At 66.7% G+C, this 22,549-nt stretch carries 25 protein-coding genes; 10 read left to right on the top strand and 15 right to left on the bottom strand.

Annotated elements, in window-relative coordinates; genetic code table 11:
- Complete coding sequence (locus JMF82_RS04520) at nucleotides 1-429, top strand: organic hydroperoxide resistance protein (RefSeq protein WP_201313342.1); 429 nt, start codon at nucleotides 1-3, stop codon at nucleotides 427-429.
- A 1,106-nt stretch (nucleotides 430-1,535) separates the two neighbouring features.
- On the opposite strand, the gene JMF82_RS04515 is transcribed toward JMF82_RS04520, so the two are convergent.
- Nucleotides 1,536-2,021 (bottom strand): peptidylprolyl isomerase, encoded by a 486-nt coding sequence (locus JMF82_RS04515; protein ID WP_201313341.1) that lies wholly within the window; start codon nucleotides 2,019-2,021, stop codon nucleotides 1,536-1,538.
- A 49-nt stretch (nucleotides 2,022-2,070) separates the two neighbouring features.
- Nucleotides 2,071-3,315, bottom strand: a complete 1,245-nt coding sequence (locus JMF82_RS04510; RefSeq protein WP_201313340.1) for an MFS transporter — start codon at nucleotides 3,313-3,315, stop codon at nucleotides 2,071-2,073.
- A 158-nt stretch (nucleotides 3,316-3,473) separates the two neighbouring features.
- Here JMF82_RS04510 and JMF82_RS04505 point away from each other — a divergent pair, with 158 nt between their 5' ends.
- The 3 genes from JMF82_RS04505 (at nucleotide 3,474) to JMF82_RS04495 (ending at nucleotide 6,130) form a co-directional block, all read left to right on the top strand.
- Entirely contained in the window at nucleotides 3,474-4,139 is a 666-nt protein-coding gene (locus tag JMF82_RS04505; protein ID WP_307837952.1) for a class I SAM-dependent methyltransferase, read from the top strand.
- A gap of 155 nt (nucleotides 4,140-4,294) precedes the next feature.
- Nucleotides 4,295-5,605, top strand: a complete 1,311-nt coding sequence (locus JMF82_RS04500) for a DEAD/DEAH box helicase (RefSeq protein ID WP_201313339.1) — start codon at nucleotides 4,295-4,297, stop codon at nucleotides 5,603-5,605.
- Between the two features lie 120 nt (nucleotides 5,606-5,725).
- Nucleotides 5,726-6,130 carry a hypothetical protein gene (locus tag JMF82_RS04495; RefSeq protein ID WP_201313338.1) on the top strand — a complete coding sequence of 135 codons (405 nt, stop codon included), beginning with the start codon at nucleotides 5,726-5,728 and terminating at the stop codon, nucleotides 6,128-6,130.
- A 122-nt stretch (nucleotides 6,131-6,252) separates the two neighbouring features.
- Here the strand turns inward: JMF82_RS04495 and rimJ are convergent, their stop codons facing one another.
- Genes rimJ through JMF82_RS04480 form a run of 3 tightly spaced genes read right to left on the bottom strand, consistent with a single transcriptional unit; the run spans nucleotide 6,253 to nucleotide 8,451 of the window.
- On the bottom strand, nucleotides 6,253-6,804 hold the full coding sequence (rimJ, locus tag JMF82_RS04490; RefSeq protein WP_201313337.1) for a ribosomal protein S5-alanine N-acetyltransferase: 552 nt from the start codon (nucleotides 6,802-6,804) through the stop codon (nucleotides 6,253-6,255).
- Nucleotides 6,801-7,649 (bottom strand): S-formylglutathione hydrolase, encoded by an 849-nt coding sequence (fghA, locus tag JMF82_RS04485; protein ID WP_304487911.1) that lies wholly within the window; start codon nucleotides 7,647-7,649, stop codon nucleotides 6,801-6,803. The genes rimJ and fghA overlap by 4 nt, the downstream gene beginning before the upstream one ends.
- A gap of 52 nt (nucleotides 7,650-7,701) precedes the next feature.
- Nucleotides 7,702-8,451, bottom strand: a complete 750-nt coding sequence (locus JMF82_RS04480) for an SDR family NAD(P)-dependent oxidoreductase (protein ID WP_201313336.1) — start codon at nucleotides 8,449-8,451, stop codon at nucleotides 7,702-7,704.
- A gap of 118 nt (nucleotides 8,452-8,569) precedes the next feature.
- Here JMF82_RS04480 and JMF82_RS04475 point away from each other — a divergent pair, with 118 nt between their 5' ends.
- Both JMF82_RS04475 and JMF82_RS04470 read left to right on the top strand, forming a co-directional pair.
- Nucleotides 8,570-10,444, top strand: a complete 1,875-nt coding sequence (locus JMF82_RS04475; protein ID WP_201313335.1) for a DEAD/DEAH box helicase — start codon at nucleotides 8,570-8,572, stop codon at nucleotides 10,442-10,444.
- A gap of 259 nt (nucleotides 10,445-10,703) precedes the next feature.
- Nucleotides 10,704-11,504 carry a class III extradiol ring-cleavage dioxygenase gene (locus tag JMF82_RS04470; protein ID WP_201313334.1) on the top strand — a complete coding sequence of 267 codons (801 nt, stop codon included), beginning with the start codon at nucleotides 10,704-10,706 and terminating at the stop codon, nucleotides 11,502-11,504.
- Here the strand turns inward: JMF82_RS04470 and JMF82_RS04465 are convergent.
- Together JMF82_RS04465 and JMF82_RS04460 are read right to left on the bottom strand one after the other, a co-directional pair.
- A complete protein-coding gene (locus JMF82_RS04465) occupies nucleotides 11,491-11,850 on the bottom strand; it encodes a cupredoxin family copper-binding protein (protein ID WP_236585291.1) in 360 nt (119 codons plus the stop codon). The two genes, JMF82_RS04470 and JMF82_RS04465, sit on opposite strands and share 14 nt — an antisense overlap.
- Nucleotides 11,847-12,788: a metallophosphoesterase gene (locus JMF82_RS04460; protein ID WP_201313333.1), complete on the bottom strand. Its 942-nt coding sequence runs from the start codon at nucleotides 12,786-12,788 to the stop codon at nucleotides 11,847-11,849. Before JMF82_RS04460 ends, JMF82_RS04465 begins: the two co-directional genes overlap by 4 nt.
- 172 nt (nucleotides 12,789-12,960) lie before the next feature.
- On the opposite strand from JMF82_RS04460, the gene JMF82_RS04455 reads away from it, so the two are divergent.
- On the top strand, nucleotides 12,961-13,509 hold the full coding sequence (locus JMF82_RS04455; RefSeq protein ID WP_201313332.1) for a sigma-70 family RNA polymerase sigma factor: 549 nt from the start codon (nucleotides 12,961-12,963) through the stop codon (nucleotides 13,507-13,509).
- The gene (locus JMF82_RS04450) at nucleotides 13,496-14,272 is read left to right on the top strand and encodes a zf-HC2 domain-containing protein (RefSeq protein ID WP_201313331.1); all 777 of its coding nucleotides are present in this window, start codon (nucleotides 13,496-13,498) and stop codon (nucleotides 14,270-14,272) included. The genes JMF82_RS04455 and JMF82_RS04450 overlap by 14 nt, the downstream gene beginning before the upstream one ends.
- Nucleotides 14,273-14,278: 6 nt before the next feature.
- Here JMF82_RS04450 and JMF82_RS04445 read toward each other — a convergent pair whose 3' ends face one another.
- Together JMF82_RS04445 and JMF82_RS04440 are read right to left on the bottom strand one after the other, a co-directional pair.
- Nucleotides 14,279-14,641, bottom strand: coding sequence for a YkgJ family cysteine cluster protein (locus JMF82_RS04445; protein ID WP_201313330.1), 363 nt, complete (start codon nucleotides 14,639-14,641; stop codon nucleotides 14,279-14,281).
- A gap of 107 nt (nucleotides 14,642-14,748) precedes the next feature.
- Complete coding sequence (locus JMF82_RS04440; protein WP_201313329.1) at nucleotides 14,749-15,615, bottom strand: neutral zinc metallopeptidase; 867 nt, start codon at nucleotides 15,613-15,615, stop codon at nucleotides 14,749-14,751.
- Between the two features lie 111 nt (nucleotides 15,616-15,726).
- On the opposite strand from JMF82_RS04440, the gene JMF82_RS04435 reads away from it, so the two are divergent.
- Nucleotides 15,727-16,119, top strand: a complete 393-nt coding sequence (locus JMF82_RS04435) for an MAPEG family protein (protein WP_201313394.1) — start codon at nucleotides 15,727-15,729, stop codon at nucleotides 16,117-16,119.
- A gap of 39 nt (nucleotides 16,120-16,158) precedes the next feature.
- On the opposite strand, the gene JMF82_RS04430 is transcribed toward JMF82_RS04435, so the two are convergent.
- Nucleotides 16,159-17,715, bottom strand: coding sequence for a TerC family protein (locus JMF82_RS04430; RefSeq protein ID WP_201313328.1), 1,557 nt, complete (start codon nucleotides 17,713-17,715; stop codon nucleotides 16,159-16,161).
- 228 nt (nucleotides 17,716-17,943) lie between these two features.
- Here JMF82_RS04430 and JMF82_RS04425 point away from each other — a divergent pair, with 228 nt between their 5' ends.
- Nucleotides 17,944-18,747: a CPBP family intramembrane glutamic endopeptidase gene (locus tag JMF82_RS04425; RefSeq protein ID WP_201313327.1), complete on the top strand. Its 804-nt coding sequence runs from the start codon at nucleotides 17,944-17,946 to the stop codon at nucleotides 18,745-18,747.
- 31 nt (nucleotides 18,748-18,778) lie between these two features.
- On the opposite strand, the gene JMF82_RS04420 is transcribed toward JMF82_RS04425, so the two are convergent.
- The 5 genes from JMF82_RS04420 to rsfS all read right to left on the bottom strand — a co-directional run bounded on the left by JMF82_RS04420 (nucleotide 18,779) and on the right by rsfS (nucleotide 22,441).
- Nucleotides 18,779-19,348, bottom strand: coding sequence for a nucleoside triphosphate pyrophosphatase (locus tag JMF82_RS04420; protein ID WP_201313326.1), 570 nt, complete (start codon nucleotides 19,346-19,348; stop codon nucleotides 18,779-18,781).
- Nucleotides 19,349-19,376: 28 nt separating this feature from the next.
- A complete protein-coding gene (locus tag JMF82_RS04415; protein WP_201313325.1) occupies nucleotides 19,377-20,888 on the bottom strand; it encodes an acetyl-CoA hydrolase/transferase family protein in 1,512 nt (503 codons plus the stop codon).
- Nucleotides 20,889-20,982: 94 nt separating this feature from the next.
- Nucleotides 20,983-21,432, bottom strand: coding sequence for a GNAT family N-acetyltransferase (locus tag JMF82_RS04410; RefSeq protein ID WP_201313393.1), 450 nt, complete (start codon nucleotides 21,430-21,432; stop codon nucleotides 20,983-20,985).
- A gap of 108 nt (nucleotides 21,433-21,540) precedes the next feature.
- On the bottom strand, nucleotides 21,541-22,011 hold the full coding sequence (gene rlmH, locus JMF82_RS04405) for a 23S rRNA (pseudouridine(1915)-N(3))-methyltransferase RlmH (RefSeq protein ID WP_201313324.1): 471 nt from the start codon (nucleotides 22,009-22,011) through the stop codon (nucleotides 21,541-21,543).
- An 85-nt stretch (nucleotides 22,012-22,096) separates the two neighbouring features.
- Nucleotides 22,097-22,441, bottom strand: a complete 345-nt coding sequence (gene rsfS, locus JMF82_RS04400; RefSeq protein ID WP_236585294.1) for a ribosome silencing factor — start codon at nucleotides 22,439-22,441, stop codon at nucleotides 22,097-22,099.
- Between the last annotated feature and the right edge of the window lie 108 nt (nucleotides 22,442-22,549).

The raw sequence follows: 22,549 nt of genomic DNA, 5'->3' as shown, positions 1-22,549 counted from the left end.
ATGAACATCAGCAAGATTCTCTACACCGCCACCGCCACCGTCACCGGCGGCCGCGAAGGCCACGCCAAGAGCGACGACGGCGTGCTCGACCTGCAGTTGGTCGTGCCCAAGGGCCTGGGCGGCCCGGGCGGCGCCGGCAGCAATCCGGAACAGCTGTTCGCCGCCGGCTACGCGGCCTGCTTCGAAGGTGCCGTGCGTTTCGTGGCACGCCAGAAGGGCGTGACGCTGAAGGACGCCTCGGTGACCGCGCACGTGGGCATCGGTCCGCGCGAACCGACCGGCTTCGGCATTGCGGTGAAGCTCGACGTGAGCCTGCCCGGCATCGACCGCACCGTGGCCCAGGATCTGGTGGACACCGCGCACAATGACATCTGCCCGTACTCGCACGCCACGCGCGGCAACGTGGATGTGCAGATCACGCTGGCGTAAGTAGGCTGCAGCGTGGAAAAAAGACAACGGCGCCGAGCGGCGCCGTTGTTTTTCAAAGCGTCCGGTACGCGTCGTCAAGGGCAACATCCCTTAAGCAGCTTGCCCGCGATGAAAGGCACTGCAGACCGCCGAGCCGCCGTCCCCAAACAACTGGCGTCATCGCGAGCCCCCCACCCCTCACCCCAGCCCTCTCCTCGCTCCTCAAAGCCGCGGCCATCCATGGCCGCTCCGCGCGTACCCCGGAGGGGAGAGGGGGAAAGTGCGTGGCGCCCCATAGGCTTCATCACGGCTCAGCGAAGTTGCTTTAAGTCCTCTTCGTATCGGCGCGTTGCGGTGTAGCCGCTCCGTTCGAGGTAGTAACGCGCTCGGCCCGACTGACCTCGGTCGACCAACGCCTCTATTCCACGTATTGCTAAGAGCCTTGGCTCTCAAGGCCATTTTCTTTGGGTTACTTTTCTTTTGGGCCAGCAAAAGAAAAGTGACTCGGCGGCCGGCAGGACGTCGAAACGCCCGCCGCGTAGGCGGCCCCCTGGCGGAAGCGTGGCTACCGGAGGCAATAGCCCGCCTTCACAAGAGCGACAAACGTGCAGACCGATGCGAAAGGCTGTCGCGCACAGGGTGCGCTCCTACAGAGGCCGGCAGGACGTCGAAACGCCCGCTGCGTAAGCGGCACCCTGGCGGAAGCGGGGCTACCGGAGGCAATAGCGCCTTCAAAAGAGCGACAAACGTGCAGACCGACGCGAAAGGCTGTCGCGCACAGGGTGCGCTCCTACAGAGGCCGGCAGGACGTCGAAACGCCCGCTGCGTAAGCGGCACCCTGGCGGAAGCGGGGCTACCGGAGGCAATAGCCCTCCTTCATAAGAGCGACAAACCTGCAGACCGATGCGAAAGGGTGTCGCGCACTGGGTGCGCTCCTACAGGGAGAAAGGTAGAAAGGTGGCGCGCTGGGGCTGGGGCCAACGGCGTCGCGCACACGGTGCGCTTCCACGGTTCATGGCCCTGGAGAAAGCGGAAAAAAACGAAGACGCCGACATCGTGGCCCGGCACGACTTCGCGCCAGGCCACCGTGCCCCGCCCTCAATCAACGAGAGCGGAGCGATCCGCCATCAGTGCGCCTCGCCACCCGGCGGATGCGCGTGGCCGTGCTGGATTTCTTCCTCGGTGCCGTCGCGCACTTCATTGACGGTCACATCGAAGTTGAGCGTCTTGCCGGCCATCGGATGATTGAGGTCCACGTCGACCGTGGTCATGCCCACCTTCTGCACCACCACCACGCGGTGGCCGCCTTCCTTCAGCGCCAGCACCGTGGTCATGCCCGGCTTCAGCTTGGCCGCCTGCTGGAAGTACTTCTTCGGCACGCGCTGGGTGAGGCCTTCCTGGCGCTCGCCGTAGCCTTCGGCCGGAGCGATTTCAGCCTGCAGCGTCTCGCCGGCCTCGTGGCCTTCCAGCGCCTTTTCCAGGCCCGGGATGAGCTGGCCGTGGCCGAGCAGGATCCACAGCGGTTCGTTGCGATCGAGCGAGCTCTCGACCTTTTCGCCATCCACGGTCAGCGTGTAGTGGAGCGAGATGACTTTGTCCTTGCCAGCCTTCATTGCGTGTCTCGTGAGGAATGCAAACCCCGCATTCTAGCAGCGTGGCCGCCTAGCCGCCTGCTTCCGCGCGGGGCTGGCCGAACCGTACGCCGCGCGCCTCGGGGCCCAGCCACGCCAGCACGGCCAGCAGCACGGCCACGCCGGCGATCCAGGCGGACAGGGCGAAGGCCAGGTCCCCACCGTGCCACCCGGCGATCCACAGCTGGGCGTTGGCCGTGACGGCGGCCAGCAGGTTGCCGGTCTGGTAGGCAAAGCCGGGCAGCGTGCCGCGCATGCCTTCCGGCGCCAGCTCGTTGAGGTGCGTAGGCACCACGCCCCAGGCGCCCTGCACCATCACCTGGATCAGGAAAGCGCCCAGCGCGAGCATGGACAACGAGCCGCCATGCATCCACAGGGGGATGACGGGAATGGCCAGCAGCGCCGCCAGGATGATCGTCCGGCGACGCCCGAAACGCTCCGACAGGGCACCGAAAAACAGCCCGCCGACCAGCGCGCCGAGATTGAGCATCGCCACCAGCATGAAGGCGGCACCGGAGCCGGTCGGCAGATGCAGGCTTTCCTCCTCGAACGTGTGGTAGAGGTCCTGCGAGCCGTGGCTGAACATGTTGAACGCCATCATCAGCAGCATCAGGTAGATGGCAAGCTTCCAATGGCCACGCATCGATTCGAGCAGGCCGCGCCGGGGTTGCGTCGCCTGGCCCTGCTGCCATACCTCCGACTCGGGCACGGTGCGACGGATGTACAGCACCAGCAACGCCGGCGCGGCGCCGACCACGAACAGGCCGCGCCAGCCGATGTGGTCCACCAGCAGCCAGTTCACCAGCGCGCCCAGGAAGAAGCCCACGGGATAGCCGCTTTGCAGCAGCCCCGACACCACGCCACGCGCCTTCGCCGGGATGGATTCCATGGCCAGCGACGCGCCGATACCCCATTCGCCGCCCATCGCGATGCCAAACAGGAACCGCAGCACCAGCAGCGAGGTAAGCGAGTTGGCAAAGGCGGTCGCCAGCTCGAACATCGAAAACAGGATCACGTCGAGCATCAGGATCGGCCGCCGCCCATAGCGGTCGGCCAGGCGTCCAAACAACAACGCGCCCAATGGACGCGCCGCGAGGGTAAGGAAAAGCCCGTAGGTGACGTGTTCCTTGCCGACGTGGAACTCCTGCGCCACGCTGACGATCACGAACGTGAGCAGGAAGTAGTCGAACGCATCCAGCGTCCAGCCGAGGAAGCTGGCCAATACGGTGTGGCGCTGGGTGGTGTCCAACTCGCGCAGAGGTGCAAACGGCGACATCGGTGGCTCCGTCGTGGTCGTGCCCGCCCCTGCGGCGCACAGCGCGCCAAGCGAACCATCATGGCGGCCGCGGCGCAAGAGAGCGCTTCGGGAGCTGGCGCCGTTCGAACGGCCGGCGCAGACTTTCTTCACACCACGCAGTCACGGAGTCGGCTCACATGTCCGTCATGGACGCTACTGCCCTCGATCGGATCGCCGACTCCTACGATCACTGGCTCCAACGCCGCTATGTTCACGGCAAGCTGGCGGCCGACCCCGCCTACGCGGCCGTGGCCGACCTGATGGCGCGCCGCCCGATGCCGCTGCTGGATATCGGCTGCGGCATCGGCCTGCTCGGGCAGTACCTGCACGCGCACGGCGAGCTGCCGCAATACCTGGGCGTGGACCACGATGCGCGCAAGATCGACGCCGGCCGGCGTGCCATGCGCATGGCCGGGCTGGAAGGCGTGCTGCCTTTGCGTCTCGCCGATGGCGCCACGGCGTATCCGCTGCGTGGCCATGTCGCCCTGCTCGACGTGCTGCACTACCTCAGCGCCGAGCGCCAGCGTGAACTGGTGAAGAATGCGGCGGCGCATCTCGCTCCGGGCGGCATGCTGATCGTGCGCAGCGTGCTGCGCGAGCCCAGCTGGCGCTATGCCGCCACGCGCGTCTCGGAATTTTTCCTCAGCGCCAGCGGCTGGATGCGCGTGGGTGCACAGCACTATCCCAGCGGCGAGGAAATGCGGGCATTGCTGGCGGATGCCGGCCTGGACGTGAGCATCCGCTCGCTGCATGGCAAGACGCCGTTCGACTGCTATCTCATCGTGGGCGAAAAGCCTTGCTGAGCGCCCCATGAAGCGGCTGGCCGCGCCCTGCCGCGCCAAAACCAGCGTGGCGGCGCCTTTTCCGCTATACTTTCCGGCGGGCCGAACGCCCCCTCCCCTTTTTTGAATACTGCAACGCGGTTCGTTAGAACGCTCCGAGTTGCTCTGGAGCTTCCATGTCTTTCGAATCGCTGGGCCTCGCGCCCGCGTTGTTGCGTGCGCTTGCCGAACAAGGCTACGCCGAACCCACCCCCATCCAGGCCGCGGCCATTCCCGTCGTGCTGGAAGGCGGTGACCTGCTGGCCGCCGCGCAGACCGGCACCGGCAAGACCGCTGCCTTTTCGCTGCCGCTGCTGCAGCACCTTTCCACCGCCGGCGCCACGCAGACGCGTCGTCCGCGCGCGCTGGTGCTGACACCCACCCGCGAGCTGGCTGCCCAGGTGCACGACAACCTGCGCGACTACGGCAAGCACCTGCGCATCAGCAGCACCACCATCTTCGGCGGCGTGAGCATGGGCCCGCAGATGCAGGCCCTGCGCCGCGGCGTGGATATCGTCATCGCCACGCCCGGCCGCCTGATCGACCACATGCAGCAGCGTTCCATCGACCTGTCGGGCGTGGAAGTGCTGGTGCTGGACGAAGCCGACCGCATGCTCGACATGGGCTTCCTGCCGGCGCTCAAGCGCATCCTCGCGGCGCTGCCGCGCCAGCGCCAGACGCTGCTGTTCTCGGCGACGTTCGCGCCGCCGATCAAGGCACTCGCCCTGCAGTTCATGCATCAGCCGCGCGAAGTGTCGGTGACGCCGCCCAACACCGTCGCCACCACGGTCACCCACCACGTGCACCCGGTCGATGCCGCCAACAAGCGTGACCTGCTGCTGCACGTGCTCGCGCAGGACAGCCGCCGCCAGACGCTGGTGTTCAGCCGCACCAAGCACGGCGCGGACAAGCTGGTGCGTTACCTGGAAACGGCCGGCATGCGCGCGGCGGCGATCCACGGCAACAAGAGCCAGAACGCACGCACCCGCGCGCTCAGCGACTTCAAGAGCGGTCGCATCACCGTGCTGGTCGCCACCGACATCGCGGCGCGCGGCATCGATATCGACCAGTTGCCCATCGTGATCAACTATGACCTGCCGATGGTCGCCGAAGATTACGTGCACCGCATCGGCCGCACGGGTCGCGCCGGCGCGGACGGCATGGCCGTGTCGCTGGTGAGCCATGAGGAAGCGGGCCTGCTGCGCGATATCCGCAAGCTGCTCAAGCAGGACATCGCGGTGAGCGAAGTGCCGGGCTTCGAGCCCTCGCACCCGTTGCGCACCGATGCCAATGCGCCGAAGCCGGTGCAGGGCCAGCGCCAGCCGCGCCAGGCTCGCCCGCAGGGTTCGCATCGTCCGCACAACAACAACCATGCGCACGGCAGCGAGCGCCCGGCCGAAGGCAACCGCAAGCGTCGTCGCCAGCGCCGGCCCGCCGCCAAGGCGTGACGTCCGGCAGGTGCCTGGCCCAACCACTGTCCTAGGCGGTTGGGCCTAGGCGTTACGAGGAATACAACGCCGCCGCGCCCGTCCCGATCATGCAGGGCTTCCGTATCGAGGATTTCCTGCATGAAAGCGTTTTTCCACTGGCTGCTGTTCGCCCTGCGACTCGTCTTCGGCGCATGGTTCGTGTTCGCCGGCCTCAACGACCTGCTGCATTTCTGGCAGCCGCCGGCACCGATGACGCCGCAGTCGCAGGCCTTCATGCAAGGCCTCGCCGGCAGCGGCTACATCCTTCCCGTACTCGGCGTCCTGTACACCGTGAGCGGATTGTTCCTGCTCGCCAACCGCTTCGTCGCACTGGCGCTGATGATGCTGGCGGCGCCCGTGGTCGTGATCTTCGGCTACCACGCTGTGATGGAAGATCACCTGCTGGGGCCCGGACTCATCGTGCTGCTGATGTATCTCGCCCTGGCATGGCAGCAGCGTGCGACGCTGGGCATGCTGCTTCATCCCGTCGCCACGAACCGCTGAATACTCCTGTAGGAGCGCACCCAGTGCGCGAAAAGCCGACGGAGCGATGATTCCGCCGGGCGGCGGTCGCGCACTGGGTGCGCTCCCACAAAGGAGTCGTCGCGGCAAAGGGGGCGCGGAGATCAATCCTCGCGGATACGTGCCGTGAGGATGTGGTCTTCCCACACGCCGGCGATCTGCAGATATCGCTTCGCATAGCCTTCGCGCTCGAAACCCAGGCGCTCGAGCAGCCTGCCGCTGCGCTCGTTGCGTGGCATGTAGTTGGCCATCACGCGATGCATGTCCAGCTCGCGGAATGCCCACGGCATCACGGCCGACAGCGCTTCGTACATGAAGCCCTGCCCTTGCCGGCTGCCGGCGATGCTGTAGCCGAGATGGCAGGCCTGGAAGGCCCCGCGCACGATGTTGGCGAAAGTGAAGTTCGCGATGATGTCGTTGCCGACGAGATCGAGCGCGACGAAGGGATAGACGCGATCCATGCGCATCGCCTCGCGCGCGTCGGCCAGTGTCCGGATGCAGTGGTCCAGCGTGTAGTAGGACGAATCGCGCAGGGGCTCCCACGGCGCCAGGTGCTCGCGGTTCAGCACGCGATAGCTCAACAGCCGTTGCGCATCGCCCGCGTCGACCACACGCACCAGCGTGCGGGGCGTGTGGATGGGGTAGACGAGGTTCACGGACGTCCGAGCGCATTGGCGTGGTGGCGCAAGTGGTCGTCGATGAAGGTGCTGATGAAGTAGTAGCTGTGGTCGTAGCCTGCATGGCGGCGCAACAGGAGCGACTGTCCTCCTTCGGCGCACGCCTGGTCGAACAGCTCGGGCTTCAGCTGCGTGGACAGGAAACCGTCGGCCTCGCCCTGGTCGATCAGGATGGTGCCGTCGAAGGTCTGCCGGCGCACCAGCTCGCATGCGTCGTATGCCGCCCAAGCGGATTTGTCTTCACCCAGATAACGCGGAAAGGCTTTCTCGCCCCATGGCACCTGCGTCGGCGCCACGATGGGCGCGAATGCGGATACCGATCGGTAGCGGCCGGGATGGCGCAACGCGATGGTCAACGCGCCATGCCCGCCCATGGAGTGCCCCATGATGCCGCTGCGTTCGCGGTCCACCGGAAAGTGCTGCGCGACCAGTGTCGGCAGTTCATCCACGATGTAGCTGTGCATGCGAAAACGCGACGACCAGGGTGACTGCGTGGCATCCACGTAGAAACCTGCGCCCTCGCCGAACTCCCAGTCACCCGTTGCGCCCTCGAAGCCCGTGTTGCGCGGACTGGTATCGGGCATCACCAGGATCAGCCCCCGTTCGGCCGCGAGCCGTTGCGCGCCCGCCTTGATGGCGGCGGTCTCCTCGGTGCAGGTGAGCCCGGCGAGGTAATACAGCACCGGGCACGCCTCGCTGGCCGCCTGGGGCGGCTGGTACAGCGCGAAGCGCATCGGGCCGCCACAGCTTTCCGAATGGTGCCGATAGAAGCCTTGCACCCCGCCGTGGCAACGCTGTTCGGAGATCGTTTCGATCTCGGTCATGGCTATTCTCCGTGGATGGCGCAAGCACGGGATGATAGTGCGGCGCGCGGCATCAACGCTCCTGATCGGTTGGCCGCATCAACACTTCGTTGATGTTGACATGGGCAGGGCGCGATACGCAGAACACGATGGCATCCGCCACGTCGCGCCCCTGCAGCTGGCGCATGCTGTCGGCCCACGCATTGAGATTCGCCTTCACCTCGGCGTGACCGATGTGATCGCGCAGCTCGGTCTCCACCACGCCCGGCTCGATCACCGTCACGCGGATGTTGTGCTGGTACACCTCGCGCCGCAGCGCCTCGGAAAACGCCACGACGCCGAACTTCGTCGCCGAATAGGCAGCCGCGTTCGGGTTGGCCACGCGTCCGGCCGTGGAGGAGATATTCACGACATGGCCGTCGCGCCGCTCGCGCATGCCGGGCAGCGCGGCCTGCGTGGAGGCGATCAGGCTGAGCACGTTCAGTTCCAGCATGTGCCGCCAGCGCCCGAGATCGGCCTGCTCGACGGGCTCCAGGTACATCACGCCGGCGTTGTTCACCAGGATGTCCAGACGTCCGTAGTGCGCTTCGGTTTCCTTCACGATCCGCTGCGCCTCGTCCTCGGAGGCGAGATCGGCGGTCAACACGAACGGCTCGGCGCCGAGCTTCGCCAACGCCGCGGCCAGGGCCTCGAGCCGGTCGCGACGGCGCGCGGCGACGGCCACCTTGGCGCCGGCCTCGGCCAGCGCCAGCGCCGTCGCCTCACCGATGCCGGAAGAGGCGCCGGTCACCAGCGCTATACGGCCTTCAAGGGGTTGGGACATGGATTTTCCTCGTCGATGGCGCCTTTGGCGCAACAAAATCACCGGTTTGGGCGAGCCGGCCTGTTACAATACCGTCATTCTCCCGCATGCCCTCGTGCATGCCATGTCGAGGTTCCCCATGTCCTCCCCGTCTTCCGATTCCCAGCCGGCAGCCGTCGGCTTCGCTGCGCTTGGCCTTCATCCCGAGCTGCTGCGCGCCCTGTCCGACGTCGGCTACGAGTCGCCTTCGCCGATCCAGGCCGCCACCATTCCGCCGCTGCTGGAAGGCCGCGACGTGCTCGGCCAGGCGCAGACCGGCACCGGCAAGACCGCCGCGTTCGCGCTGCCTATCCTTTCGCGCATCGACCTCAAGCCCGGCAAGCCGCAGGCGCTGATCCTCGCGCCCACGCGCGAACTGGCCATCCAGGTGGCCGAAGCGTTCCAGCGCTACGCCACCTACATGCCCGGCCTGCAGGTGCTGCCGATCTACGGCGGCCAGAGCTATGGCCCGCAGCTGCACTCGCTCAAGCGCGGCGTGCAGATCGTGGTGGGTACGCCGGGCCGCGTGATCGACCATCTCGAGCGCGGCACGCTCGATCTGTCGGAACTGAAGTTCCTGGTGCTCGACGAAGCCGACGAAATGCTGCGCATGGGCTTCATCGACGACGTGGAGAAGGTGCTGGAAGCCACGCCGCCGACCCGCCAGGTCGCGCTGTTCTCCGCGACCATGCCGGCGCCGATCCGCAAGATCGCGCAGCAGCACCTGAAGGATCCGGTGGAGGTGACCATCAAGGCCGCCACCACCACCGCCGCCAACATCCGCCAGCGCTACTGGTTCGTCAGCGGCATGCACAAGCTCGATGCGATGACGCGCATCCTCGAGGCCGAACCGTTCGACGCGATGATCATCTTCGCGCGCACCAAGCAGGCCACCGAGGAACTCGCCGAAAAGCTGCAGGCGCGTGGCCTGGCCGCCGCCGCGATCAACGGCGACATCGCGCAGGCGCAGCGCGAACGCGTGATCCAGCAGCTGAAGGACGGCAAGCTGGACATCCTGGTCGCCACCGACGTGGCCGCGCGCGGCCTGGACGTGGAGCGCATCAGCCACGTCATGAACTACGACATCCCGTACGACACGGAAAGCTACGTGCACCGCATCGGCCGCACCGGCCGCGCGGGCCGCAGCGGCGAGGCGATCCTGTTCGTCACCCCGCGCGAGAAGGGCATGCTGCGGGCGATCGAGCGCGCCACGCGCCAGCCGATCGAGGAAATGAAGCTGCCGACCGTGGAAGCGGTCAACGACGTGCGCATCGCCAAGTTCAAGCAGCGCATCAGCGACACGCTGGCCGTGGGCGAACTGGAACTGTTCCAGCAGCTGATCGAACAGTACGAGCAGGAACACAACATTCCCGCCATCGAGATCGCCGCCGCGCTGGCGCGCATCGCGCAGGGCAACCAGCCCCTGCTGCTGACGCCCCCGCCCAAGCGCGAACGCGAACATGCGCCGCGCGAGCGCGAGCATGGCCGCGACCGCGACAGCCACGAGCACCGCGGCGAGCGCGAGCATCGTTCGCGCGATCGCGACGGCGCGCCGCGCGAATTCGTGGCACGCCCCGTGCGCCCGCACCACACCGAGGAAGGCAAGCGCACCTACCGCGTCGAAGTGGGCCATGAGCATGGCGTGAAGCCAGGCAACATCATCGGCGCCATCGCCAATGAAGCGGGCCTCGAAAGCCAGTACATCGGCCGCCTGAGCATCCGCGGCGAGTACAGCCTGATCGACCTGCCCGACGGCATGCCGGCCGAGGTGTTCCAGCACCTGCAGAAGGTGTGGGTGAGCCAGCAGCAGCTGCGCATCAAGGAATGGGACGGCGATGACAGCGGCGCCGGCGACGCGCCGCCGCGCAAGCCGGGCGGTTTCCGTCCGGGCGGCGGTGGCTTCAAGAAGTCCCACGGCGGCAGGCCGCGCCCGCACGGCCACGGTGGCGGCAAGCCGCCGCGTCGCGGCAAGTAACCGAAGCTCACCCTATCTCGTCATTCCGGCGCAGGCCGGAATCCAGTGTCCATGTGCCCCGGATTTTGCCGGGCGCAGTTGGGTTTCTTCGCGAAAACCTTCCACTATCGCAACTGAATTCCGGCCTGCGCCGGAATGACGAGCAAAGGGCGCGGATACGCCGCGATCGTTCCCCTGCGGTGACGGATCGTTCACCGCACGCGCGCTGCAATCGGCGCCGATATCCCTAATCTAGGGCGGTACTTCCGAGGTAACCGCCATGACCACCCTGCCAAGCCTGTACATCTCCCACGGATCGCCGATGACCGCGATCCAGCCACGGCGCGTGGGCGAACGCCTGGCCGAGCTGGCCAAGGCGTTGCCACGGCCCAAGGCCATCGTCATCGCCACGGCGCATTGGCTGGCCCGCCAGCCGCACGTCGGCGGAGCAACCCGCCCGGAAACCATTCACGACTTCTACGGCTTCCCGCAGGCGCTGTTCGACATCCGGTACCCGGCCACAGGCGAACCGGCGCTTGCCGCGCGCATCACCGAGTTGCTGGACAAGGCCGGCCTGCCCACCACGCTCGATCCCACCCAGGGACTCGACCACGGCGCGTGGGTGCCGCTGCGCCTGCTCTATCCCGACGCCGACATACCCGTCGTGCCGATGTCGATCCAGCCCCAGCTCGGCCCGGCGCACCAGTACGCGGTGGGCCGTGCCCTGGCGCCTTTGCGCGAGGAAGGCGTGCTGGTGATCGGCTCGGGCAGCATCACGCACAACCTGCACGACTTCCGTTCGGGCTACAGCGAAGAACGCGAAGCGCCGTACGTGCGCCCCTTCATCGAGTGGGTCGAACGCAAGCTGGCCGAGGGCGACGTCGAGGCATTGCTCGACTATCGCCGCCAGGCACCGTTCGCCGAGCGCGCGCATCCCACCGATGAGCACTTCCTGCCCTTGTTTGTCGCGCTGGGCGCGGCGGGCGCGCAGGCGCACGCCACGCGCATCGACGCCGGCATCGAATACGGGCTACTGGCGATGGATATCTACCGCTTCGACGGTGCCGCTACTGCACGATGATGGTGCCGACCATCATCGGGTGGATGGAGCAGTAGTACGCATAGGTGCCGGGCCTGGTGAATGTCACCGCATAGGTATCGCTGGTGTCCAGCGCGGGCGATGAAGCGAACTGCTTGCCTGCGCTGGTGACCACATGCGGCTCCTCGTCGCGATTGGTCCAGACCACCCGCGTACCCACGGCGACGGTCATCGTGTTAGGCGCAAAGGCGAAGTTGCGGATCTCGACCTGGGTTCCCGCCGCCTTCGCCTTCGGGGCGGCATCCGTCGTCGCCGCAACCGCTGGCATCGCCACGCCACAACAGAGGCAAAGCATCGACATGATCGCCGCGTAGCGGAGCGCCTTCATGACAACACCTCGTCGGTGAGCGCCAGCGGCTGGCTGCCGCGCACATGGCGTACCTCGCGGATGCCGAGGTAGCGATGCAACGCCTCTGGCGGCACGTCCTTCATCGGGCCCGGCGCAGGGCCCACGCCGGGTGCCGGCTGCGGATAGGCGGTGGATCGCGCCGTGTAGAAAGTGATGTTGCCCTCCACCTTCTGCTGGATCTGGTGGATATGGCCGTTGAGCACGCTCACCGACCCGAAGCGCCGCAGCAGGCCCATGGCTTCGGCGCTGTCGTCGGTACCCCAGCCCCATTCGGGGTAGAGCGACCACAGCGGCATGTGCGCGAACACCACCAGCGGCGTCGATGCCGACAGCGGCGCGAGATCCATCTTCAGCCACGCCAGCTGATCGGCCCCCAATGAGCCAAGGCCACCCGCCTTGAGGTTCAGCACATTGATCAGGCCGACGAAATGCACGCCGCGGTGATCGAAGCTGTACCAGCCGCCGGCCTGCTGTCTTTCGCCGAAGCGGCGGAAGAATTCCGCGCCGTTGTCGCCGATCACGTCATGCTCGCCGGGTACGTAGAAGGTCTTGTCCACCCGCGCTTCCTGCATGATGCCGGCCAGCGCGTCGAACTCGTCCGGTCGCGAGAGATGGGTGAGATCGCCGGTGTGCAGCAGGAAGTCGGGCCGCACCTTCTGCGCGTTCACCATCGCCAGCGAAGCGCGCAAGGTAGAGGCCACGTCCATGTTCGGCGCCTTGTGGAAACCGATGTGCGAATCGCTGATCTGCACGAAGGCGAAGCTGGCGTCGGCGGCATCCCTGGCGCCCTGCCCGGTCAGCGCCTGCGCGCGCAGCACGCCGCCCTGCATCAGCCACAAGGTGCCGGCCCCCGCCCATGCCATGCACTGGAGGAACTGGCGGCGGCCAGGGCTCGTGTTGTCGTCTGAATCACGCATGGTCGGACTCTCCGGTAGAGGGGAAAACGGGTACATCCCGCCCTAGCTACTACCGGCCCGGCCCGACGCTTATTCCCACCCGGAACGCCTTCACGCGGCCTGCGGTCGCCCTTGGAATAAAGTGGTCATGGTCGAGGTATTACCTTGCATGCCCATGGATTCGTCTGCCCGCATGACCGGCCCTGACAGCGCTCGAAGCGCCCGCTTCGAGTCGCTGGTGCTGCCGCATCTCGACGCGGCCTACAACCTGGCGCGGTGGCTAGCGCGCGATGCCAGCGATGCGCAGGACGTGGTGCAGGAAGCGATGCTCCGCGCACTGCGCTACTTCGACAGTTTCCATGGCAGCGACGCGCGGGTCTGGTTGCTTACCATCGTGCGCCATACTTACTACACGATGCGCAGCAGGCACCGGCAGGACGACCTGCATGCAGAACTCGACGACGAGCTCCATCCGCTGGCGGACGAAGGTCCTTCGCCTGAAACACTCACGCTGCTCGCCGTGGACGTGGGCGCCCTGCGCGCCGCACTGGAACGCATGCCGCCGCCGCTGCGCGAAGTCATCGTGCTGCGCGAGCTGGAAGAGTGCTCGTACAAGGAGATCGCGGCCATCATCGAGCAACGGATCGGCACCGTGATGTCGCGACTGGCCCGTGCGCGCGAACGCCTGCGCGCCGAACTGGGCCATCATCCGAAGGAGGTGCGTCGCCATGATGTGCGATGACGCGAAGTTGCTGCTCCACGCCTACCTGGACGATGAACTCGGCGCCGGCGACAGCGCAGCCGTCGCCCATCACATGCGCGAATGCCTGGCATGCACGGCACGCTTCGACGCGTACGCCACCTTGCACAAGGCGCTAGCCCAGCCCGAGCTGTACCACAGGGCTCCGGACGCGTTGCGCCGGCGCTGGGCGCCTGCCCCTGCCGCCGTGACACCGGTGCCGCGCGCGCGCCGCCTGCGCATGCCGCTGTCGGTGGCCGCGGCGGCCGGCTTCGTCGCGGCACTGCTGCTTTCCGGGCCGGCCTGGCTGCACCTGCTGCGGTCGGACCGCATGGGCGACGCACAGGTCGCCGATGTCGTGTCGAGCCATGTGCGCTCCCTGCAGCAACAGCACCTGATGGATGTGGTGTCGACCAGCCAGCACACGGTCAAGCCCTGGTTCGAAGGCAAGCTGGATTTTGCGCCGCGCGTGAAGGACCTCTCCGACGAAGGTTTCCCGCTGGCCGGCGGGCGACTGGATGCCGTCGAGGGGCGCAGCGTCGCCGCGCTGGTGTACAAGCGCAGGCTCCATGTGATCAATCTCTACCAGTGGCCGGTGCAAACCGGTGCCGCGTCGCCGCAGGCGGTCGCGCAGGAGCACGGTTACACGGTGATCCGCTGGACCGATGCCAGCATGCAGTACATCGCCGTCTCCGACGTGAACGAGAACGACCTGCGCCAGTTCGTGCTGGCCTTCCAGAACGACGGCGCCGCAGCCGCCAGGTAACGTCGCTCAGGCGGGGTAGCCTGCGGATGGCCAGTCCGCGGGTGTCAGCGGCTGCATGCCGTGCGCCAGCCTCGCCTTGTCGCATTGCGCGCTGGGACGCCCGGATTCCCAGGCCGGCTCCACTTCGCGGCATACCGACGGACGGCGCTCGTAGATGCCGCAGTGCGCCCCTTCGCCCACGATGCCCTGCAACGCCACGCAGCGCGGCCTGGATGCCTGCGTGCCACGCATGACGAGACGATGCGGGTCCAGCGTTTCCGCCAGTTCCGGCGGCACCACGCCGCCCAGGGAGGCATCCGCCTCGGACCAATGGAAGGCTACGCGGAAATAAGCGCAACAGGCGCCGCAACGCAGACAGGGATGGAGCATGCAGGTGGTTCGCAGGCGCACCCCAAGGCGCGCGGCAGCGGCATTCTAGAACGCGCCCGCCGTCCGCGCAGCGGGCATTTCCGGTTGGATGCGGGCGGCGACGCGGCTCAGGGCTCCCCGGCGAACGTGTTGCAGCTGCCCATGTCGCCGCTGTCGAAGCCGGCGCGGAACCACTTCACGCGCTGCGCCGAGGTGCCATGGGTGAACGAATCGGGCACGACCCGACCTTGCGCCTGCTGTTGCAAGGCGTCGTCGCCGATCTTGCTGGCCGCGTTGAGGGCGGACTCGATGTCGCCCGGCTGCAGCCACTGCAGGCGTTGCTGGGTACGGTTCGCCCATACACCGGCGAAGCAGTCGGCCTGCAGCTCCTGCCGCACCGAAAGGCCATCGGCGCCTTCCATGCGCGCGCCGCGCCGGCGCGCCTGCTCCACCTGGTCGAAGATGCCCAGCTGGTTCTGCACGTGATGGCCCACCTCGTGGGCGATCACGTAGGCGCGGGCGAAGTCGCCCGACGCATGGAAGCGATTCTCCAGTTCGCGGAAGAAGGCCACATCCAGGTACACCAACTGGTCGCCGGGGCAATAGAACGGCCCGACCGCGGTGGAGGCCATGCCGCAGGCGGTACTTACGCCGCCGCTGAATATCTTGAGCTGCGGATCGACGTACTGGCGGCCATGGCTCGCGAAGATGTCCGTCCAGGTTTTCTCGGTGGAACCGAGCACGGCGCTGATGAAATCCCTGGTCTGCGGATCGACCTCCGCGGGCTGCCCGCTCGGCGCCGCGACCTGGCCTCCGGTGTCCGCCTGGTTGAGCAGTGCGGTCGGGTCCTTGAAGAACACCAGGCCCAGGATGGCCAGGATGATGATGCCGCCGATGCCCATGCCGCGCCCGCCGCCGAAGCGCGGACCGCCGCCCCCGCCGCTGCCGTCGTCGACGATGACATTCTGACTGCGCTCACCTTTCTGCCAGTCCATGCGACGCCCCTCGCTAGCGCACCGCCGCGGTGCGACCAGACCACGATACCCCCTCCCGCCATCCATCGTCGATGGCTAGAGTGGGCCACCTTTCTCCGAGAGACCGTCATGATTCAGCACCTGCCCGCCATCGTCGTCCTGCTTACCGTCCTGTTGCAGTTCGGCACCATGTGGGCAGCGGGCCACGCCCGCGGCAAGTACGGCATCAAGGCGCCGGCGGTGAGCGGCCATCCGGCGTTCGAACGGGCGTTGCGCGTGCAGATGAACACGTTGGAAGCGACGGTGATGTTCCTGCCTTCGCTGTGGCTGGCCGTGCAGTACGGATTTCCGCTGTGGGGCGCGCTGGCCGGGTTGGTGTGGGTGCTCGGCCGTGCGTGGTACGCGGTTGCATATCTGCAGGACGCCGCCAAGCGTGGACCGGGCTACATGGTGTCCTCGATGGGCTGGATCGCCACGCTGTTGCTCGGCGTGGTCGGTTTGGCGCGGGCGCTGATGGCCTCTTGAGGCGAAAGGCTGTCGCGCACCCTGTGCGCGACAGCAGCCTTACCCTTCCGGCGTCACCTTCAGGCGCCCGATGCGCGCGCCATCCATCGCCACCACCTCGAAATGCAGGCCTTCGCTGGCAAACGTGTCGCCCACATTGGGCAAGCGGCCCAATTGCTGCAGCACGTAGCCGGCGAGCGTGGAGAAACTGTCATCGCTGCTCAGCTTGAGACCCAGCAGGTGTTCGACGCGACGCAGGTCCAGGCTGGCATCGAGCAGCCAGCTGCCATCCACTTCCTGCACGGCGGACGGGTCGCCGCTCTCGTCGTCGGGAAATTCACCGGCAATCACCTCGAGCACGTCGGTCGGCGTCACCAGGCCGAGCACGCTGCCGTATTCGTCCACCACCAAGGCCACCTGCAGCGGTGAGCGGCGGAACTCCTCGATCAGGCGCAGCACGCTGAGCGACTCGAGCACGGTAAGCGGCTTGCGCACCACTTTGTCCACGTCGATGTTGCCATGCTCCAGCAGGCTCGCCAGCAGATCGCGCGACGATGCCACGCCGACCAGTTGGTCGAGATCGTCGCCGGCCACCGGCAGCCACGCATGGCTGGACGCGCTCACTTCCGCGCGCAGCTGCTCGACGCTTTCACGCGGATCGATCCAGTTGATTTCCGGACGTGGCGTCATGATGGAACGCACCGGGCGATGCGCGAGATCGAGCACGCCCTGCACCATCGCCAGTTCGTCCTTGCCGAATACCGCCACGCTGCCTTCCGTGTTTGCCGCGGCGGGATGAGGCGTCGCCTCCTCTTCCTCCTTGCCTGCGCCACCCAGCAGATTGATCACCGCCATCGCCGTGCGATCGCGCAGCGTGCGCGCACTGCCCAGCAGGCTGCGCTGGCGATTGCGGCGCATGGTCTGGTTGAAGGCCTCGATCATGATCGAGAAGCCGATCGCGGCGTACAGGTAACCCTTCGGAATATGGAAACCGAAGCCCTCCGCCACCAGGCTGAAGCCGATCATCAGCAGGAACGACAGGCACAGGATCACCACGGTCGGCCGCGCATTGACGAAGTTCGTCAGCGGCTTGCTGGCGCTGATCATCAGGATCATCGCCACCACCACCGCGATCATCATCACGGAGAGCTGGTCGACCATGCCCACCGCGGTGATCACCGAGTCGAGCGAGAACACCGCGTCGAGCGCGACGATCTGCGCCACCACCAGCCAGAAGCGCGCCGGTGCGCGCTTGGCGGCGTCATGGTGGTCGCCCGCCTCCAGCCGCTCGTGCAGCTCCACCGTGGCCTTGAACAGCAGGAAAGCGCCGCCCAGCAGCAGGATGATGTCGCGCCACGACAACGACAGCGCACCCCACTCGAGAATGGGCGCGATAAGCTTCACCAGCCAGGACATCGCCCCCAGCAGGACGAGGCGCATGACCAGCGCCAACAGCAAGCCCAGTACACGGGCCCGATCGCGCTTCTTGGCCGGCAGCTTGTCGGCAAGGATCGCGATGAAGACGAGGTTGTCGATGCCAAGCACGATCTCCAGCACCACCAGGGTGAGGAGACCTGCCCACGCAGTAGGGTCGGCCAGCCAGTCGAAAGCGAACATGGGTCGGCGCTGGATGCGCCGTTTTCCTCCTTGGAACGTGCCGCCACTATACAAGGGCGGGGATGTCAACGCGGCGAAAGCCGCCCGGCCGACCGTGCCAAAGGACAGGATTGCGCCCGCGGCGCGGCAGGGACTAGCGTGGTTGCGCCAGGCAGCGAGCGCGTTGCGCCCTGGCGGCTCGACTTGCACGTGCGTTTGCTGGACCCGCCTTCGATGGATGCGAACCGATTGAAATACGCCTCTGATTCGCCGCCATCCCTGCCACTGCTGTCGCCCGCGCCCAGCGTCTGGTACGCCTTCGGGCTCATCGCGCTGTACTTCGCCTTGCAGCTCGCCGTAGGCGGGCTCATCGGACTCACCGCCGGCGTGGTCATGGTGCTCCAGCATGGCGAGGGCCCGGGCGAAGTGATCCACCAGGCCCGCGTCTGGCTGGGCCAGCCCGATGCCAGCGCCACCGCCGTGATGGTTACCCTGCTGGTATCCGCCGCGCTGATCATGCACCTGACTTACCGCCGCTGGCCTTCGCTGTGGCACCGGAGCGAGCTGCCGGGGCTGGGGTTCATCCCGGCGCCGGCACCGACGCTGTACGCCGTTGCCGTCGTGCTGGGCATGCTCATGCCCTTCATCGGCGGCCTGCTGACGCAATGGCTGGCGCAGGGACACGAAGTGAGCCAGGACATCAAGCAACTCGGCGCGCACATCTCGCCGCTGCTGCGCCTGCCGCTGGCCCTGCTGGTCATCAGCGTGGGGCCGCTGGTGGAAGAACTATTGTTCCGCGGCGTGCTGCTTTCGGCGATCAGTCGCCACGTGGGCAGCGGCTGGGCCATCGCCATCACTGCCGTGCTGTTCGCCTGCGTGCACCTGCCCGATCTGTCCTTCCTCTGGTACGCGCTGCCGAACCTGGCCCTGCTGGGCCTGGTGCTTGGCTGGCTGCGCGTGCAATCGGGCTCGATCTGGCCGGCCGTGCTGGCTCACGGCGCGAACAATCTGCTGGCCGTCGTTTCCTGGTTCATGATGATGCCGGACCACTGAAGACGTTGCGCCGCGGCTTCGCCCGCCTGCATCAATGGCGGATCACGCCATGCGCCCGCAGCAGCCGCGCCGTTTCGAAGACCGGCAAGCCCATGACGCCGGAATGGCTGCCGTCGAGGTGCTCGATCAACTTGGCGCCATGTCCCTGGATGGCGTAGGCGCCTGCCTTGCCGAAGGGTTCGCCGGTGGCGATGTAGGCCGCAATCGCGGCGTCATCGAGCTCGGGCATGCGCACACGCGACAGGCTGGTGTCGCTCCACTCGCCCTTGCGGCTCACCAGCCATACGGTGGAAATCACCTCGTGCACCCGCGCCGACAAGCGGCGCAGCATCGCGGCGGCATCGGCCGCATCGGCGGGCTTGCCGAAGACCTCGTCGTCGAGCACCACTTCGGTATCGGCGCCGAGCACAAAGGCCTGCGGATCGTTCAACGCGGCATAGCCCGCAAGCGCCTTTTCCCGCGCCACGCGACTCACGTATTCGCGCGGCGCCTCCGCCAGCGCGCGCTGCTCCGGCACGTTCACGTCGACCACCTGAAACGCCACACCGATCTGCTCGAGCAACTGGCGACGACGAGGTGACTGCGAGGCGAGATAGAGCATGGTGCGCGAACCCGGCGGCGAGAGGGCCTTAAGGTCGCATATCGCCGGTTTCGAGGAAACGCTGGTGCCAGGACAGCGCCTCGTTCAGCAGATGCGGCGTGTGCTTGCCGCGGCTGTCGTGCAGCGCGCGGTTGAAGTAATCCTGCAACAACGGACGGTAGTCGGGATGAGCGCAACGCTCGATGATGACCTTGGCGCGCTGCCGTGGCGACAGTCCGCGCAGGTCGGCCAGGCCCTGCTCGGTCACCACCACGGCCACGTCATGCTCGGTGTGGTCCACGTGGCTCACCATCGGCACGATGCACGAGACGGCGCCGTTCTTCGCCGTGCTCGGCGTGAGGAAACACGACATGAAGCCGTTGCGCGCGAAATCGCCGGAGCCGCCGATGCCGTTGATGATGCTGGTGCCCGCCACATGGGTGGAGTTGATGTTGCCATAGAGGTCAGCCTCGACCATGCCGTTCATGGCGATGCAGCCCAGGCGGCGGACCAGCTCGGGATGGTTGGAAATCTCCTGCGTGCGCAGCACGATCCGCTTGCGGGAGAACTCGATGTTGCCGAGGAAGCGTTCGATGCCCGCCGGGCTCAACGAGAACGACGTGGCCGAGGCGACGGAAAGCACCTCGTGCTCCAGCAGGTCGAGCATGCCGTCCTGGATCACCTCGGTGAATGCGGTAAGGCCGCTGAAACCGCCATCGCGCAAGCCGCCCAGCACGGCATTGGCGATGTTGCCGACGCCCGACTGCAATGGCAGCAACTGCGGCGACAGGCGCCCCTTGGCGATCTCATGGCGGAAGAAGTCGATGAGATGGCCCGCGATCTGCCGCGAGCAGTCGTCCGGCGGCGAGAACGCGCTGTTGCGATCGGGCGCATGGGTCTCGACCACGGCGATGACCTTGTCCGGGTCAAGCCGCAGGTACGGCTCGCCGATGCGGTCGTCCGGCTTCAGCAGCGGGATGGGCTTGCGGTTCGGCGGCAGGGCCGTGCCGTAATACACATCGTGCATGCCCTCCATTTCCATCGGCTGCCAGTGATTGACCTCGACGATCACCTTGTCGGCGAGATCCAGCCAGGTCTTGTTGTTGCCGACCGAAGACGACGGCAGCAGGCGCCCGTCGGGCATGATGGCGGTGGCTTCGACCACGGCCAGGTCGAGCTGGCCGAAGAAACCGAACCACGCGTACTGCGCGACGTGGCTGAGATGGATGTCCAGGTAATCCATTTCGCCGCGATTGATGCGCGCACGCAACTCCGGATCCGACTGATAGGGCAGGCGCAGGTCGATGCCGTCGGCGCGCGCCAGCGCGCCATCGAGCTCGGGTGCCGTGGAGGCGCCGGTAAGCACGCGGACACGGAACGATTCGCCACGCTCATGCGTCGCCACCATGCGCGCGGCCAGCGCCTGCGGCACGGCCTTCGGATAACCGGCGCCGGTAAAGCCGCTCATGCCGATCGTCATGCCGTGGTCGACCAGCTCCGCGGCCTTGGTGGCCGTCATGACCTTGCTCGCGAGTCCGGCGTGGCGAATGCGCTTGTCCATGGGGAATGCTCCTGAAGTGCAATCCACTCATGTTAGCGCCGGGTCACGTCAAACTCTTGGCAAGCTAGACGATGGTCTGGGGGCAGGATTCGGCCTACAGAACAACGCTGTATTCGCGAAATTCCAGGTCGCGTTTCCACCCCAGGGACTCATACAGGCGTTGCGCGGCCTCGTTCGCATGCGCCGTCGTCAGCGACATGCCCACCGCGCCGGCCGCCCGTGCAAAGTCCACTGCCTCGTGAATCAATGCCGCACCCACCCCGCTTCGACGTGCGTGGGTTGCGACAAAGAGATCATTGAGCAGATAGGTGCGCGCCGCTCGCACGGAAGAGAACAGCGGATAGAGCTGCGTGAAACCGGCGCCACGCCCCTCGTCATCGACGGCGAGCAGGATCACCGACTCGTGATGCCGGAATCGCTCGAGCAGGAAACGTCGTGCCAGATCGAGATCGCCTGGCTTGCCATAGAACTGGCGGTACGCGTCGAACAATGGCGCGACGAGGTCGACCTCATGGATGGTGGCCTGGCGCACCCTGTAGGACATGATCCGCATCCCGAACCTGGAAAGTGCATGCAGTATGCGGCTGCGCCCCGGGCCGGCATATGACCACTTTCGCGCCAAGGCCATAGCCACTTTGTCGGGCCGTGGCGGTCAGGCGCGATGGTAGGGGTGACCGGAGAGCAGCGTGGTGGCGCGATACAGCTGTTCGGCCAACACCAGCCGTACCAGCATGTGCGGCAAGGTGAGCGGGCCCAGCGACCAGCTCTGGTCGGCGCGCGCCAGCACCTCCGGCGCGTGGCCGTCCGGCCCGCCGATGAGAAACGCCAGGTCGCGCCCCGACATCCGCCATTTTTCGAGCTGCGCGGCGAGGTCTTCGCTGGACCACGCCTTGCCACGGCCATCCAGCGCGACGACATGGATGTCCCGCGGCAATGCCGCGAGGATGGCGGCACCTTCGTCCTGGATGGCCCGCGCGTCGTCGCGGCCCTTGCCGCGCACGCCGGGTTTCAACTCGAAGAGTTCGAGCGGCAGATCGTGCGACAGCCGTTTGCGGTACTCCGCGAAACCTTCCGCCACCCAGGCGGGCATGCGTTCACCGACGGCAATCAGGCGCGCACGCATGCGTCTTCACCGAAAAGCAGAGGAACAGAAAGAACCGCCACGCGCATCCAAAGGCGCGCGGCAACGGCCATCGCAGCGTGGGACATCAGCCCACGCTGGCGACTTCGGCGTCCATTTCGCGGTCACCGACGGTCCACAGCCTTTCCAGGCCATAGAACTCGCGGATGCGCGGAAGCATGACGTGGACGATCACGTCTCCCAGGTCCACCAGTACCCACTCGGCTTCCTGCTCGCCTTCCACGCCGAGCGGCATCACGCCCGCCTTCTTGGCGAACTTGACGACTTCGTCGGCGATGGATTTCACATGGCGCGCGGAAGTGCCGGAGGCGATGACCAGCAGGTCGGCGATGGAGGTCTTGCCGCGGACGTCGATCTCACGAATGTCCTTGGCCTTCAGTTCGTCCAGCGCGTCGAGGACCTGCTGGCGAATGACCGCCGTGGTGGCGGATTTGGTGCTGCGAGGGGAAGTCTGACTCAAGTGCGGTTGCCTCGATGCATGATCGATGCGCGGGATGGCGCGGGGCCAGTATAGCGCCCC

Source organism: Dyella sp. EPa41 (assembly GCF_016586165.1).
Lineage (GTDB): Bacteria > Pseudomonadota > Gammaproteobacteria > Xanthomonadales > Rhodanobacteraceae > Dyella.
The sequence above is the reverse complement of the archived record's forward strand: the minus strand, read 5'-3'. Positions and strand labels throughout refer to the sequence as shown.

Coding starts and splice junctions, on each gene's coding strand:
- JMF82_RS04410 (WP_201313393.1), bottom strand. CDS start 21,432: ATGTCCTACAGGGTGCGCCAGGCCACCATCCATGAGGTCGACCTCGTC.
- JMF82_RS04450 (WP_201313331.1), top strand. CDS start 13,496: ATGATGTGCGATGACGCGAAGTTGCTGCTCCACGCCTACCTGGACGAT.
- JMF82_RS04465 (WP_236585291.1), bottom strand. CDS start 11,850: ATGAAGGCGCTCCGCTACGCGGCGATCATGTCGATGCTTTGCCTCTGT.
- JMF82_RS04420 (WP_201313326.1), bottom strand. CDS start 19,348: ATGCTCTATCTCGCCTCGCAGTCACCTCGTCGTCGCCAGTTGCTCGAG.
- JMF82_RS04500 (WP_201313339.1), top strand. CDS start 4,295: ATGTCTTTCGAATCGCTGGGCCTCGCGCCCGCGTTGTTGCGTGCGCTT.
- JMF82_RS04495 (WP_201313338.1), top strand. CDS start 5,726: ATGAAAGCGTTTTTCCACTGGCTGCTGTTCGCCCTGCGACTCGTCTTC.
- fghA (WP_304487911.1), bottom strand. CDS start 7,649: ATGACCGAGATCGAAACGATCTCCGAACAGCGTTGCCACGGCGGGGTG.
- JMF82_RS04455 (WP_201313332.1), top strand. CDS start 12,961: ATGACCGGCCCTGACAGCGCTCGAAGCGCCCGCTTCGAGTCGCTGGTG.
- JMF82_RS04480 (WP_201313336.1), bottom strand. CDS start 8,451: ATGTCCCAACCCCTTGAAGGCCGTATAGCGCTGGTGACCGGCGCCTCT.
- JMF82_RS04475 (WP_201313335.1), top strand. CDS start 8,570: ATGTCCTCCCCGTCTTCCGATTCCCAGCCGGCAGCCGTCGGCTTCGCT.
- JMF82_RS04515 (WP_201313341.1), bottom strand. CDS start 2,021: ATGAAGGCTGGCAAGGACAAAGTCATCTCGCTCCACTACACGCTGACC.
- JMF82_RS04505 (WP_307837952.1), top strand. CDS start 3,474: ATGTCCGTCATGGACGCTACTGCCCTCGATCGGATCGCCGACTCCTAC.
- JMF82_RS04430 (WP_201313328.1), bottom strand. CDS start 17,715: ATGTTCGCTTTCGACTGGCTGGCCGACCCTACTGCGTGGGCAGGTCTC.
- JMF82_RS04445 (WP_201313330.1), bottom strand. CDS start 14,641: ATGCTCCATCCCTGTCTGCGTTGCGGCGCCTGTTGCGCTTATTTCCGC.
- JMF82_RS04510 (WP_201313340.1), bottom strand. CDS start 3,315: ATGTCGCCGTTTGCACCTCTGCGCGAGTTGGACACCACCCAGCGCCAC.
- JMF82_RS04470 (WP_201313334.1), top strand. CDS start 10,704: ATGACCACCCTGCCAAGCCTGTACATCTCCCACGGATCGCCGATGACC.
- JMF82_RS04460 (WP_201313333.1), bottom strand. CDS start 12,788: ATGCGTGATTCAGACGACAACACGAGCCCTGGCCGCCGCCAGTTCCTC.
- JMF82_RS04415 (WP_201313325.1), bottom strand. CDS start 20,888: ATGGACAAGCGCATTCGCCACGCCGGACTCGCGAGCAAGGTCATGACG.
- JMF82_RS04520 (WP_201313342.1), top strand. CDS start 1: ATGAACATCAGCAAGATTCTCTACACCGCCACCGCCACCGTCACCGGC.
- rlmH (WP_201313324.1), bottom strand. CDS start 22,011: ATGCGTGCGCGCCTGATTGCCGTCGGTGAACGCATGCCCGCCTGGGTG.
- JMF82_RS04440 (WP_201313329.1), bottom strand. CDS start 15,615: ATGGACTGGCAGAAAGGTGAGCGCAGTCAGAATGTCATCGTCGACGAC.